Origin of the sequence: Sorangium sp. So ce145 (genome assembly GCF_051525985.1) — a bacterium.
GTDB classification, from domain to species: Bacteria; Myxococcota_A; Polyangia; order Polyangiales; family Polyangiaceae; genus Sorangium; species Sorangium cellulosum_B.
Window position 1 is genome coordinate 11,033,238 of the sequence record NZ_CP150315.1, and the last position, 14,359, is coordinate 11,047,596.

At 73.4% G+C, this 14,359-nt stretch carries 8 protein-coding genes; 3 read left to right on the top strand and 5 right to left on the bottom strand.

Annotated features, from left to right (window positions below; genetic code table 11):
• Nucleotides 1-47: 47 nt before the first annotated feature.
• Complete coding sequence (locus WMF34_RS41030) at nt 48-2,966, bottom strand: Eco57I restriction-modification methylase domain-containing protein (RefSeq protein WP_437991195.1); 2,919 nt, start codon at nt 2,964-2,966, stop codon at nt 48-50.
• Nucleotides 2,967-3,294: 328 nt separating this feature from the next.
• Here WMF34_RS41030 and WMF34_RS41035 point away from each other — a divergent pair, with 328 nt between their 5' ends.
• Both WMF34_RS41035 and WMF34_RS41040 read left to right on the top strand, forming a co-directional pair.
• The gene (locus tag WMF34_RS41035; RefSeq protein ID WP_012240682.1) at nt 3,295-4,041 is read left to right on the top strand and encodes a DsbA family protein; all 747 of its coding nucleotides are present in this window, start codon (nt 3,295-3,297) and stop codon (nt 4,039-4,041) included.
• Between the two features lie 97 nt (nt 4,042-4,138).
• A complete protein-coding gene (locus WMF34_RS41040) occupies nt 4,139-5,218 on the top strand; it encodes a hypothetical protein (protein WP_437295898.1) in 1,080 nt (359 codons plus the stop codon).
• 184 nt (nt 5,219-5,402) lie between these two features.
• Here WMF34_RS41040 and WMF34_RS41045 read toward each other — a convergent pair whose 3' ends face one another.
• Together WMF34_RS41045 and WMF34_RS41050 are read right to left on the bottom strand one after the other, a co-directional pair.
• The gene (locus tag WMF34_RS41045) at nt 5,403-6,341 is read right to left on the bottom strand and encodes a LysR family transcriptional regulator (protein WP_437991196.1); all 939 of its coding nucleotides are present in this window, start codon (nt 6,339-6,341) and stop codon (nt 5,403-5,405) included.
• Nucleotides 6,342-6,633: 292 nt separating this feature from the next.
• Nucleotides 6,634-8,034 (bottom strand): glycoside hydrolase family 6 protein, encoded by a 1,401-nt coding sequence (locus tag WMF34_RS41050; protein WP_437991197.1) that lies wholly within the window; start codon nt 8,032-8,034, stop codon nt 6,634-6,636.
• Between the two features lie 797 nt (nt 8,035-8,831).
• On the opposite strand from WMF34_RS41050, the gene WMF34_RS41055 reads away from it, so the two are divergent.
• A complete protein-coding gene (locus tag WMF34_RS41055; RefSeq protein WP_437991198.1) occupies nt 8,832-10,127 on the top strand; it encodes a metallophosphoesterase in 1,296 nt (431 codons plus the stop codon).
• A gap of 1,274 nt (nt 10,128-11,401) precedes the next feature.
• Here WMF34_RS41055 and WMF34_RS41060 read toward each other — a convergent pair.
• Nucleotides 11,402-12,688, bottom strand: a complete 1,287-nt coding sequence (locus WMF34_RS41060; protein ID WP_012240688.1) for an Hsp70 family protein — start codon at nt 12,686-12,688, stop codon at nt 11,402-11,404.
• A gap of 137 nt (nt 12,689-12,825) precedes the next feature.
• A complete protein-coding gene (locus tag WMF34_RS41065) occupies nt 12,826-14,349 on the bottom strand; it encodes a serine/threonine-protein kinase (protein WP_049876529.1) in 1,524 nt (507 codons plus the stop codon).
• Nucleotides 14,350-14,359 lie beyond the last annotated feature (10 nt).

Consider the following 14,359-nt stretch of genomic DNA (forward strand, 5'->3'; position numbering starts at 1 on the left):
TGACGAGGACTGACGAGGAGCGCTCCTCCGCGTGCCCAGGCCGCCGCTCAGCCGTCCGGCCGCGGGAGGGGGGTCGCCGCGGCCCAGCGCGCGACACAGCCCCGCTCCTCCTCGGTCATCTCCAGCATGTCCGCCACCATCCCGTCCAGGTGGCGCCGGGCGTCGGCCGGCAGGCCCGCGTTCGCCGGGCCGAGCTCCCGTCCGAGCGCGTCGAGCGCCGCGATCAGGGCGGCTCCCGCCGGCGGGGGCGCAGGGATCGCACGCAGGTGCGCAATCTTCACCTGCGGCATGCCCTCGCGCGCGTCCCGGTGACGCGTGTAATGCCACCAGCGGACGGGAGAGGAGTTGAGGTAACAGAGCAGCGCGAACTCGCTCCAGGTGGCGTCGGAGAAGCCGGCCAGGATCGAGTTGCGGAACGGGAGGCCGTCGCTCAGCGCGGCGATCGGATAGCGGGCGGTCTGGCGGATGAGGAGCCGCACCGCCTTCCAGTCCTCGTCCTTCCGGAAGCGGCCCTTCACGCCGGCGCGATCGACGTGGTGGCGCGGCGCGCGCGCGATCAGCTCGCCCACGTCGGTGCCCTCCCGGATGGGGCAGGTGTACGGCGGCTCCGGGGCGTCCGCGCGCCGGATGCGCTCGGCGTCCTCGGCCGTCGTCTGAAACCCGCGCTCGCCGAACAGGGCCGCCGGCAGCGGGGGCAGCGCGCCGAGCCGCTCGAGGAGCCGGCGGGACACGACGTCGAGATCCGAACGCGCGAGCGGCCACGAGGCGGCCTCCGCCGCCCGCGGGGCGGCCAGGGCAAGGCGGGTCGAGAGGAGGCCCATGCACGGCTGGAACACGCCGTCGAAGGCGTCGCTGCCGAAGCTCGGAAGATCGGAGTCCACGGCGCAGAGCGCGTCGTGCGCGCGCCGCGTCGGGCCGTATCCATCGAGATCCGACACCGACGTCGGAATGACGAGGCCGAGCCGCCCGCCCGGCCGCAGCAGCGACGCGGCCCTGTGCACGAACAGGCCGTGCAGCGATCGGTAGCCGTGGAACGCCGGGTTCCTCCGGAGGTGGAGGCGGAAGACCTCGGGCGCGATCGGCTGCGCCGCGCGGCCGACGTACGCGACCCAGGGCGGATTGCCGATCACGGCGTCGAAGCCCGGCTCGGGGCGATCGAAGACGCCGGGGAACGCGAGCTCCCAGTGCAGGAACCGGCGCTCCTCGGCGATGCGCCGCGACAGCGCCGCCCGCGGATCGGCCGGCTCGCGCGCGGCGGCCATGTAGCGCGCGAACGTGGCTGGCGCCGGCGCCAGGGCCGCGAGCTCGCCCGCCGGCGGCCAGAACCACAGGGCCATCCAGGCGTCGAGCGCCGCCTGATCCGCTCCCTCGGCGCCCTCGGACCCGTCGCGGGGCGCTCCGGCGGCGCTCTCCGGCGGCGCACCCTCCGGCGGCGCGCCCTCCCGCGGCGCACCCTCCGGCGGCGCGCCCTCCCGCGGCGCACCCTCCGGCGGCGCGCCCTCCGGCCGCGGGGGCGCAGGAGCCTGCCGCAGCAGGGCCCGCCGCGTTTGCCGCTCCCCGGGGCCTCCGGGCAGCCTCGCGGCGGACGGGAAGCCGCCGATCTCCGCGCGCTCGGCGCCGATGAGGCTATCGCCGCAGCGGAGCTTGCCGTCGAGGAAGCTCAGCGGGAAGCGCGCGTCCTGCACGACGAGCCACAGCGATAGCCTGGCGAGGTCGACCGCAAGCGGATCGAGGTCGACGCCGTGCAGGCAGCGCTCCGCCACGAGCGCCATGGCGCGAGGGAGCGGCGGCTCGCCGGGGGCGAGGGGCGGCGCCGCGCCGGCGCTCTGCCATGCGTCGACGAGGCGCGCGGCGAGCTGGCGGCATGCCTCCACCAGGAACGCGCCGGACCCCATCGCGGGATCACACACGGCGAGCGCGAGGACATCCGCGGGCGCAGCCGGCCGGCCGTCCCTGCCGAGCAGCGGCGACAGCGTGCGCTCGACGACATGCGACGTGATCTCCCGCGGCGTGTAGTACGAGCCCGCGCGCCGCCGGAGCTGCCCGGGCTGGAGGTAGAGCACGCCCCGCGCGATCCGGTCTGGCTGCCGCGGGGACGCGCGGCGCGCGAGCGCCTGCGACAGCTCGTCCACGCTGCCGGCCGCGGCGACGCGCGCGGCAGGCCGCGCGCCGAGCTTCAGGTCCGCCACCTCCTCGAGCCGCGCGAGCCGGTCACGGCCGGGGAGGGCGAGGAGCGCCTCCAGATTCACGACGACGTGCGACGGCAAGAGCGCCATCGACTCGCCCTCGGCGACCTCGAGGTCGAACGCGAGGAGGCCCTCGTAAAGCGTGCCGAGGTGCTCGACCTCGAGTTCGCCGTAGCGCAACGGCACGCCGTCGTGCACGAGGAGCGCCGAGAGCACCCGGTGGAGCGCGCCGTCGCTGAGCCACGGTCTCCCCTCGAGGAAGGGATGGGCGTCCGGATCGCAGAGGCCGCCGCGCGCGCCCCCGGGGCCGCGATCGCGGAGCGCGCAGAAGAGCGCCGCGATCCTCGCCCACGCGCCGTGGCGGCGCTCGAGGTCGCCTCCATGCCGTCGCCGTTCTTCCTGGAGATCCTCGAAGAGCCGTGCGAGCGGCGCGCCGCCGCCTTCCATGCCGGCGAGCAGGCCGCGCGCCTCGGCGTAGAGGAGGAAGATGAGCCGCATCAACGCGGACACGAGGCCGGCGCGGAGGCGCCGCCGCCCTTCGACGGAGCCGGCGCACGCGACGTCGCCGCCCTGCGGATCCGCCGCCTGGAAGCCGCGGAGGACCTCGCCGAGCGCGCCCTGCGCCTGATCGCGGAGCTGCCGCGCCACGCCGTCGGCGGACGGCGCGGATCCATCGAGGGGCGCGCCCGCTCGCTTCGCGGCGCCGCGCGGGGCGAAGGCGCCGCCCCGTTCACGGTCACGGCCCAGGGCGGCGCTGAGCTGAGGGCATTCCGAGGGCACGCAGGTTCCGCAACAGCATTGCGGATGGGACCGGGTGCAGGCAAGCGCCCTGGCGCGGCGTCGCGCCCGGCCCGCGCCGACCCGCGGCCGGGCGCGCCGCCGCGCGGACCGCCGCGCCGGGAAGAACGCCGAGAGAAGACCTCCATGTCCCGACCCCTTCCGGCGGTCTCGGCGCTTGCCGGTGTCGCTCCACGGCGCCGCGCGGCGCCGTGGAGAGGAGTCCTTCCTCGCCTGGAGGTCCTCCCCCAGCACGGTTTACCGAGATCCTCGTGAAAGCATCTCTCCCACGCGGCCCCATCGAGGTACGGTTCGTGCCGCACGCTCGAGAATGAATCCTGAGCTGTTCGAACGATACGCACTCGCTCATTCACGCAATTCACGCTCTGGCTCGGTCGCGCGGCGCGGCGCCCTGCTCGCCGCGCTCCTGCTCGGGATCTCGGCGTGCCACGACGCCGGCGAGACGCCGGTGCAGGAGCCCACCGGCGCGCTCACCGGCGGGATTGACCTCTATTCCGGCATTCCCCAGGACGGCATCGTCCTCGGGGACCCGAGCGCGCCGATAACGCTTGTCGAGTTCTCGGATCTGCGCTGCTCGCACTGCCGGGATTACGGGCTCGAGATCTTGCCGGTGATCCTCGAACGCCATGTGAGGACGAAGCAGGTGAAGCTCGTATTCCGGAATCTCGCGTTCCTCGGTCCGAGCTCCGTGCAGGCCGCGCGCATGGCGGCCGCGGTCGGGATGCAGGATCGGCTCTTTGATTTCGTCGACCGCTTCTTCCGGCTCCAGGCGCGCGAGCGCCCGGCGATCACGGACGAGCTCCTGTTGCGCGTCGCCTCCGAGGTGCCGGGCGTGGACGCGGACCAGGCGATGGCGCAGCGCGACAGCCCGGAGGTCCTGCAGCAGCTCGAGGCCGCGCGGGCCGAGGCGGCGGCTCTCCAGGTCCGTGGCGTGCCGGCGCTGTTCCTGATCCGGGAGGGCCAGGAGCCCCTCCGGCTCCGCCTCACCTCGATGTCGCCGGAGCCGATCTCCCGCGCGATAGAGCAGCTCATGCTCGAGCCGCGGCCGCCCGGGTGAACCGCCGCGACCGCCGCGATGCCGCAGGTGCACCGCCGCGACCGCCGCGACCGCCGCGCCGAGCGCCTCGCGCGCTTTTTGGTACGCTCGCGCGGGGATGACCGCATCGCCGCTCGTGTTCCCTCCCCGCCCCCCCTCGCTGCGCGGCCGTCGCCGCGAGCTCGCGACGCTCTTGGCGACGGTCCGCGCGTCGCGCCCGACCCGCGTCGCGCTCGTCGGCACCGGCGGCAGCGGCAAGTCGACGCTCGCGTGCGCGCTCGGGCATAAGCTCGCGCGCGAGCTCCCCGGCGGGATTCACTGGTTCCGGGTCGGCGCGTGGGACGCGCGCACGCTGCGCGGCATGCTGTCGCTCCGCTTCGGGGCAGGGCCGTCGCCGTCGTTGCCCGCGCTGCGGAGCCGCCTGCGGGCGCTCGGCGAGATGCTGATCGTGCTCGACAACCACGAGCACGACCGCGCCGTCGCCGAGCTGCTCGACGACCTCCGCGACGAGGCGGTGACCTGGGTCATCACGGCGCGGCGCTGCCTCGTCGCCGGCGTCTCCATCTTTCCGGTCATCGCGCCGCTCGTGACCTCGGGGCGGAGCCCCTTCCCTGCGGTCGCCTCGCTGACCCGCCTGCTCCGCTGGAACCCGGTCTCCCTGGAGCTCGCCGACGCGATCGTCGGGAGCGGCGCGGCCGACGTCGCCGAGCTCCACCGGTGGCTCGTGGCGGGCGGCGTCGACCGCGTGCGGGTCATCGATCACGAGGACGACCTCCCCGAGGTCGGCCTGCTCGTCGCGTGGGCTTTCCGCGGGCTCTCGCCGCCGGCGCGGCGGATGCTCGCGGTGCTGGCGCACTCGAATGGCGACCACATCGACGAGGGCTCCCTCGCCGAGCTCGCGCGGGCCGGGCGGCGCGCCGGCGACGCGCTGGCCTCGCTGCGGCGCTTCCGGCTGGTGCAGGAGCCGTTCGCAGGCCGCTTCGCGCTGCACGCGACGGTGCGCCACGCCGTGCTGAAGCGCACGCAGATGGATCAGCGCCGCTTCTTCGAGCACTACATGGCGCTCCTCGAGCGCTCTCCGGAGCGGCTCGACCTCGAGCAGACCCACCTGTTCGCGGCCATGGACTTCGCGCACGACGCCGGGAGCGTCGCGGCCGCGCTCCGCGTGAACGATCTGCTGTCGCGGCTCTCGCTCTGACACGCGCGCCGGCTCCGGGAGCCCGGCGCGAGCGCGAGCGTGGATGGGCGATGGGCGATGGGCGATGGGCGATGGGCGATGGGCGATGGGCGATGGGCGATGGGCGATGGGCGATGGGCGATGGGCGATGGGCGATGGGCGCGCGCTCGCCGCTCCTCCCTGCTCGCCCCCGCACGACGTCAGGTCACCGCGGCGCTCCCGGGCCCCCCACGTGCTGGCGGCAGAGCTCGACGAGGCGCTTCAGCATCCACTGCCCCGCGGGCCCCTGCACGAGGCCCGGCCTGTGGACCACGGCGAGCGGCAGGACGTGCTCGTCGTCCCCCCACGCCGCCGGCCAGATCCGCACCAGGCGCCCGGCGTTGAGGTCGTCGCGGATCATGTGCTCTGGCAGGTTCCCCCAGCCGAGCCCCGCGCACAGGAGCTCTCGCTTGGTCTCCAGATCCACGACGCGCCAGGTGCGGGGGGACAGGACGGCCTGCTCCGGCGAGCGCGCTCCGCCGCGCTCGCTCAGCACGATCTGCACGTGCTCCCGCAGCTGCTCGGTCGCGACGCGCGCGCCGCGCGCGCCGCGCGGCGCCGCGGCGGCGAGCGGGTGAGCCTCGCCGACGACAGCGACCATGCGCACCGAGGTGAGGTGCTGGCGTTCGAGCCCCTGGGCCGTCGCCGCCGGCCCCACGACCCCGAGCTGGCATGTCCCGTCGAGGACGCGATCGGCGACGGCGGCCATGGTCTCGGTGTGGACGACGAGCTCCACGGTGGGGTAGGCGCGCGCGAACTCGACGCAGAGATCGACGAGCGCGGACAGCGGAAAGATGGCGTCGACGCACAGCGAGACGAGCGGGTCGAGGCCGCCGGCGAGCCGCTGCGCCGCGCTGCTGAGGGCGTCCGCGTCGGCGCACACCCGCCGCGCGGCGCCGAGCAGGACGCGGCCGTGCTCCGTGAGCGCCGGGATCCTCGTCGACCGGTCCCAGAGAGCGATCCCGAGCTGGCTCTCCAGGTTGGCCATCGCGTGGCTCACGGCCGACTGGACGCGCCGAAGCTTCCTGGCCGCGGCCGAGAAGCTGCCCTCGTCGGCGACCGTGATGAACGTGCGCAGCTGTTCGAGCGTGATGGAGTCGTGCACCGCGCTTCACCATGCCACGGCGCGGCGCGGCGCGGTCCGGTCGTAGGGGTGCGTGCGCGCGCGTGTGCACGCGCCACAGATCGCGGGTCCTCTGCGCTGCTGATGTCCCTGAAAGCGGCGCGGCGGCCAGGACAGGCGAGGAGCGTTTTCCCAAGGGGTCTACCTTCCAGCGGGCCCGCGTCGTCCGCGGGAAGGTAGACCCCTTTTTCTCACGCTCCTCGCCTGCCCCGGCCGCCGGCCGCGCGCTCAGCCGAGCGCGCTCGTCACAGCTTGAAGCAGACCGACCCGCCCGTCAAAGCGCCGGGTTGGCGTTCTTCACGCACTCCACGAAGTACTCGTGGAACCACTGCCCCGCCTGCGGCGCGCGCGTGTCCGCGTTCTCCTTGCCGCAGAACAGGTCGTAGCGCGGCTGACCCTCCTGGCCCACGCCGTCGGAGTCACCCGGCGGCTTGACCCACACGAAGGCGTCGAGGTTCGTCGCGCCGCCCGGGTTGGCCTTCGGCCGCTGGCCCATGCCCGCGCCCTTGTTGTTGCACCAGTAGCCCCAGTCCTCCCGGATGTTGCCGACGCCGTTGCGGCTCGTGTCGATGATGAAGTGCTTGTCGCCGAGGCCCTCGGCCGAGAGCGCCGAGGCCATGGCATCGACGTAGTCGAACTCGCCGAAGCAGGGATTGTCCTGCTGATCGTAGCTCTCCGAGCTGTAGCTGAGCTGCGTGTAGTTCGCGACGTTGGTCGCGAAGCCGCGGACGTTGGCCGGGCTGCCGGCGGCCTTGATGACCTCGGCGAAGATCTTGGCGCCCTTCTTCTGGTTGTCGGGCCACCCGAGCCAGCCCGAGTGCGCCGCGTCGATGTACTGGTACACGTGCGGCATGTTGAGCTCCTTGAGCGTGTGCGCGACGTTGTCCCGGTAGGACTGCGCCGTCGTCTCGTCGCATCGCTTCCCGCCCAGGTTCGTCGCGATGTTGGGGAGCGAGTCGGGCTCGATGACCGCGGCGATGCGCTGACCCGAGTGAGCGGCGAGGATCTGCTTGATCGGGGCGATGTACTCTTCCCGGTACCGCTGGGTGCCGTTTTGATCGAGGTGGAGCTCGCCGTTCGACGCCTCGGCGAAGCAATCGCGGTTCGGAAGGTCGTAGACGACGATGAGCGCAGTGACCGGCTCGCAGAGCTCGTTCTGGAGCTTGAGCGCCGCGTCGAGGTAGGCCGGGAGCTCCTTGATCGCCTCGATCCGGTCGAGCCAGAACGCCGTCTGGATCTGCTTGACCTTCTCCATCTTCGCCTTCAGGGCCGTATCGGTCACCTGCGCGATCGACGAGTCGACCTTCTTGACGTAACCGGGGTCCACGAACAGGTGCGCGTCCGCGAACGGGTTGCCGCTCGGCGCCGTGATGTCGACCGCGGGGGAGCAGTTGCCGCCGCCCGAAGCCGCGCTGGTCGTCGGGTCGACGTTGCCGCTGCTCGTCGTCGTCGGGTCGACGTTGCCGCTGCTCGTCGTCGTCGGGTCGACGTTGCCGCTGCTCGTCGTCGTCGGGTCGACGTTGCCGCTGCTCGTCGGGGTGCCCGCGCCCACGCCGCTGCTCGTCGGGTTGCCCGCGCCCACGCCGCTGCTGCCCCCGCCCGTCCCGCTGGTGTCACCGCCCCCGCCGTCCCCGCACGCCGCGAGCGCGAGGATGACCGCAACCGACGTTGCCAACCCCAGCTGATGCGCATTCCTTCTCAGCATATTAAGCCTTTCATTACTTCAATGAAGAAACCAGGCCAATTCAACGCGTCAAATAGCGGGCCGAATTTAGACCGAAGGCCTCTCTGGAGCAAGGACAAACGACGGCTATCCCACGCCAGAGCCGCTACATCGTAGTACGTTGTACAGGTATTTTTTCACGTGAGCTAGAACGCCACACACCTCTCGACGCGCGTCACGCGTGCGTTTGGCTACCCTTCCCCTGCCGTTCCCGCAACCGCGCGCGATCGCGATCGCGCGCGGTTGTGGCGGTTCTGCAAGGGGAGAACGCACCGGCCACGGGTTACGGGGCGTACGCCGTCCATCCAACGCAACGCGCAATCACCACGACTCCACAGCTCGGGTTGGGAGAACGGCTGGGTCCGGATGTGACACGGCAGACGAATAGAAGGGTTTCAGTTCTATTTCCAAGCTTGTCAGTGGCGACAAACTCCGCCTCTCCGAGCGATGACACACACCAGGGCTTCTGCTCGGAGCGCTGCGCCTGGCGTCATGCGAGGTGGCGACGCGCAGCGCCATGGCGCGCCCGATGTCGAGGTGCGGAGTGCGCCGCTCGCCGGCGTCTCGCGCCCGGACCTTCCCCCGGCCGAGACGCACGACGTGACAGCGGGTGAGATCGCAAGCCGCGTCCGGCGCGTGTCGCGGGGCGCCGTCGCGGCGCGTTGCCGCCATCGGGCCGTCACGGAGGGCTTTCTGGCCGACCGTCGCCGATCGGTTAGGCTTCCGTCCCCCTTCGTGCAGAGCTGCCCATGCGCTTCGCGGTCTTCTCGCTGATCCTCTCCATCGTCCTCGGCGTCCTGGGCCTGTACGTTCACCGGCGCGCCTCCAGGCTGCTCGGCCTGGGTGTGCGCGCCCGGCGCGCGCTGGCGTGCCTGCTGGCCGCCGGCATCATCGCCATGATCTCCGCGCGGTTCGGGCGCGGCGCGCTGCCCGACGGCGTGCTCCGCGGGATGGGGCTCGGCGGGAGCACGCTCTCGCTGGGCGTCTTGATCTCCGCGGTCCTGCTCGCCGTCGTGGACCTCGGCCGGCTGATCGCGCGGCTCGGGCGCGCCGCGCTCGGGCGCGCGACGGCGACCGCGCTCGCGGACGGCGGGACCGCCCGCGCCGCCGGCTCGGCGCCCAGCCCCGCGGAGCGAGGGGCGCAGGAGGACGGCGGCCCCGCGGCCCTGCGGCTCCCGCCGCCGGTCGAGCGGCCGACGCTCGCCCGCCGCGACTTCCTCGCGACCGGGGCCGCTGGCTCCGCCTTCCTCATCGGCGGCGGCAGCGCGGTGTATGGCGCGCTGCTCGGGCGACACGACTACACCATCGAAGAGGTCGCCATCCCGATACCGGGCCTGCCGCGGAGCCTGGACGGGTTCGCCATCGTGCAGCTGTCCGACATCCACCTCGGGCTGTTCGTCGGCGAGCCGGAGATGCGCGCCGCCGAGGATCTCGTGCGCGAGGCCCGCGGCGATCTCGTCGTGATGACGGGTGATCTCGTCGATTTCGATCCGAGGTACGCCGAGCACCTCGGGCGCCTCACGCGGAGGCTCGGCCCGCTCGCCCGGCATGGCGTCGCGGCGATCCCGGGCAACCACGACCACTTCGCCGGCATCGACGCGGCGCTGGGCGCGCTGGAGCGCGGCGGCGCCCGGGTGCTGAGCAACCGCGGGTGCGTCGTGGGTGGGCCCGGCGGCGCCTTCGCGCTGCTCGGCGTCGACGATGTGTGGGCGCGAGGGCGGGTCCCCGGCGGCGGTCCGGACCTCGGCCGGGCGATCGCGGACGTGCCGCGCGATCTGCCGCGCGTGCTGCTCTGCCACAACCCCGTGTTCTTCCCGGACGCGGCCGGCGAGGTGGCCCTGCAGCTCAGCGGCCACACCCACGGAGGCCAGATCAACCTCGTCGTGCGGCCCGCCGATCTGGTGCTCCCCCACGGCTACGTCGCCGGGCTCTACCAGCGTGGCGGTTCGCATCTCTACATCAACCGCGGCTTCGGCACCGCCGGGCCGCCCGCCCGCGTCGGCGCGCCGCCCGAGGTGAGCCGCATCGTCCTCGTCGCCGCCTGACGTCACGCCCGACGCCGTCCCCGTCGAGCTCGCATGGCGCTGGCGAGCGGACGGCCGAGCCCGGCGTCGATCCGCGGAGAGCCGCCGCGATCTGCCAGGCGCTCGAGGGTCTCCGGGAGTGGCGTGTTCTCCGGTTCTTGATTCCCGTGCTGAGGGTGTTCACCCTCCGATGTGCGATGAGCGCAACACGTGCGGCCCGTACGACACGCGCGAACCGTGAGGCACGCGCGCCACGCGCGGCACGTGCGGCACGTGCGGCACGTGCGGCACGTCGACACGCGCTGACCGCCCCGCGCCCCCGGCGGGCGCTCCTCCTCGGGATCGCGCTCGCGATCGGCGCCGAGGGGTGCGCGCGAGCGCCGCTCGCCGCGCCTCTCGGCCGCGTCGGCCGCAGCGATCCGCCCGCCGCCGAGCAGGAGCGCGGGCGCGGGTTGGAGAGCGCGCCTCCGCCTGCGCCGGAGCCTCCGCCGGCCACGGACGAGCCCGAGCTCATCGCGCTCGAGGTCCCGGACTTCGGCCCCGCGGTGGTCGTGACGCCCCGAGGCAACGGGCCGCGGCCCCTGCTCGTCGTCGCGCACGGCGCGGGAGATCGGCCCGAATGGCACTGCGACATCTGGCGCGGGATCGTGAGGGGGGCCGGCTTCGTGCTCTGCCCGCGCGGCAAGCCGATCGACGTCCGGGCGCCGGACGCCGGGCGGATCTTCTACTACCCGGACCATCACGCGCTGAGCCGCGAGGTCGCCGCGGCGGTCTCGGCGCTGTCGGCGCGCTTCGGGGATCGGGTGGATCTCCGCGACCCGATCTATGCGGGGTACTCGCAGGGGGCGATCATGGGCGCGCTGCTCCTGCCCGGGCATCCCGCCCGCTTCGCGCGGGCGGCGCTGATCGAGGGTGGATACGGCAGCTTCGACGAGTGGACGCCCGGCGCCGCCCGGCGCTTTCGCGGCGGCGGCGGGGCGCGGGTGCTGCTCGCGTGCGGGCGGGCCGACTGCGCGGCGCAGGCGCGCAAGACGCGGGAGGTGCTCGAGCGCGGCGGCGTCACCGCACGCGTCGTCCACGCCGTGGGCGCCGGCCACAGCTACGGCGGCCTGATGGAGCGCGCGCTCCACGAGGCGTACCCGTGGGTCGTCGAGGGCGATCCCCGCTGGCTCGACGGCAGCGCCGCGCCGACCGGCGAGGCCCCGCCGCCCGCGGACGCTGCCGCGCCGCCCGCGGACGCTGCCGCGCCGCCCGCGGACGCTGCCGCGCCGACCGGCGGGGCCGGCGCCCGCTCATCAGGACGCGGCGGCGATGCTGCGCGCGCGCTCGGCCAGCCCCTGGACGACGGAGTGGAAGCTCCGCAGCTGCCTCACCTTGCCCTCGCCGAAGCGCCGCTCGATGCCGCGCCGGAGCGCCGGCACCCTCGCGGTCCCGCCCGTGCAGCACACGACGTCGATGCCGTCGAACGACAGGCCCGCGTCCGCCACCGTCCGGTCGAGCGCGCCGAGGACGGCGTCGATCTGCCGCTCGCTCCCGGCCTCGAACTCCTCCCGGGCGATGCGCTCGCGGATGTGCATCGACGGGTAATCGAAGCGGAACTCCGTGGCCGCCTCGCCGGACAGCGCGCACTTGGCGCGCTCGATCTCCTCGAAGAGCCGGAACGCCAGCGAGTCCTCCACGAGGCAGAGCAGGTGGTCCATGCGCTGCCGATCCTCGGGCCCGAGGGACCACGCCTTCACGTCGCGGAGGAAGGCGAGGACGTCGCGGTGCTGGAGCACCGTCATGTCGGCCGGTGAGCAGAGCTTCTCGGCGATGGATCGCGGCATGGTCAGCTGGTTCGAGCCGAGCGGGACGCGGTAGGTGACCTCCGCGCCGAAGTGGCGGGCGATCTTGTGGCGCATGAGGCTGCCGTCGAGCGCGTCCCCCGCGACCGAGACGCCGCCGAGCGACAGCACGTCGGACGGGGAGAACCCCTCCGGCCGCATCCGGACGATCGTGTAATCGGACGTCCCGCCGCCGAAATCGGCGACGAGGACGACGGCCCCGCGGTCGAGCTCCAGGTGGAAGTCGTGCGCGGCGGCGACCGGCTCGGGGCAGAACGAGACCTCGCGGAAGCCCGCGATGCGCGCCGCCCGCTCGAGGCGCTCCTCGGCGAGGCGATCGTCGGCCGGTTCGGTCGAGAACTTCGCCGGCCTGCCCAGCACGACGCGCGCGACGTCGGCGTCGAAGTGGCGGTTCGCCTGCTCGCGCATCTCCCGGAGGAAGCGGCCGATCAGGTCCTCGATGGTCACGACCCGGTGCCCGATCTGCGTGCCGGAGAAGCTGCGATCGGGGAGGTATTTCTTGATCGAGCGGATGAAGCGGCCCTGCATGCCGTTCGCGACGAAGTCGCTGATCGCCGCCGCGCCGCAGGAGAACCGCTCCTGCCCGAAGAACAAGAGGCTCCGGAGGACGGTCGGATCGGCCGCCGCGGCGTCGAGCGGGATGGGCGGGCAGGTCGCCTCCGCGCTGGCCGCCGCGAGCAGCGAGTTGGAGGTACCGAAATCGACGGCATACACCTCGGGCCTGAATCGTGCGGACATGATCTCGCCTCCTCGTGGGGTGCTTTGCGAGCGCGCGGATCTCGCCGACATGGCCACTATTTACAAGCTATCGAATGCATGAGAGAATGGTGACGGGCTCGCGGGATGATCAGAATTTGAGAGCCCCGCCCGCGCCGCTACGACACGCGGGTCACGCGCCGCAGCGCCACGGTGAGCGCGACGAGCGCGATCAGGGTCGGCACGGCGATCACGCCGACGTCGATCCAGCCGAGCCACTCGGCCGGGTCGAGGCCCAGGGTGGGGATCGGCAGCGCGAACGCGTTGTAGGCGGCGGCGCCGAGCGCGAGGACGCCGCACGAGACGAACAGCCACACGAGCGCGCCCAGGAGGCCGTGGCCGAGGCGCTCCATGGCCGGCGCGCTCCGCCAGCGGCCGACGAGGACGCGGAGGGTGGCGACGAAGGCGATGATGGCCAGCGCTCCCGCGGCGCCCGCGGCGAGGAGGACCTCGCTCTCGCTGAGCGCCCGCCGCTCGGTGATGCCGTAGACCCTGCGGAGGACCATCGCGGCGCTGGTGAAGACGGCCGCGCCCGCGGCGAGGCTCACGGCGATGGCCAGCAGCGACGCGACGGGGCGAGCGCGCCGCGCCTTGCGCGTCACGTCGTCCGCGCTCTGGCCCTGGGCGTTCGGGATGACGACCGTGGCCCGCTCGTCGTTCGGTGCGCCGTCGGTCGCCGCCACGCCCACGCCGAGCGCGCGGGAAGGCGCGAGCGGATCCTGCAGATCGAAGTCCGCGAGCAGGCGATCGAGCTCCTGGGCGGACGGCGGCCGGTCCTCGCGCGCCCGGGCCATGGCGCGCTGGATCAGCGCCTCGAGCCCCTCGGGGATGGTCTTGTCGATGTCGCGCGGGCGCCGGGGATCCTCGGTGAGCAGGCGGAGCATGGTCCGCGTCGGCTCCTCCTCGGGGAAGGGGCGCTCGCCGGTCAGCATGCGGTACAGCACGGCACCGACCGCGTAGATGTCGGCGCGCGAGTCGACGTCGGCCGAGCCGCGCGCCTGCTCCGGCGCCATGTACTGGGGCGTGCCGACCACCGAGCCGGTCCGCGTGAGGTCGGCGCCGTCGAGCACCTTGGCGACCCCGAAATCGAGGATCTTCACGTGGACGTTGCCCGCTTCGCGCCGGATGAGGAACAGGTTCGACGGCTTGAGGTCGCGGTGGACGACGCCGGTCGCGTGGGCCGCGGCCAGGCCGCGGCAGACCTGGCGCGAGATCGTGATCGCGGTGGGGAGCGGCAGCTTGCCGACCTGGTCGAGGAAGGCGCCGAGGTCCTCGCCCTTGAGCAGCTCGGTCACCATGCACGGGCGCCCGTCCTTGAGGCGGACGACGTCGACGACGTCGATCACGTGCTCGTTGCCGACGCGCGCGATCGTCTGCGCCTCGCGCTCGAAGCGCGCCATCGCCTCCCGGTGGCTGGCGAAGTGCTCGTGCGGCACCTTGACGGCGAAGCGCTTCGGCAGGCGGATGTGCTCGGCGACGTAGACGCGGCCCATGCCGCCCGCGCCGATCACGCCGGTGATGCAGAAGCTCCCCGCGAGCAGCTCGCCGACCATCGGGTCGGTCGCGGTCACGCCCTGGAGCTCCAGGGCCGTCGCGTCGATGGGGCAGACGAGGAAGTCGAGCGGGTACCGGACGCCGCACACGGGACAGCGT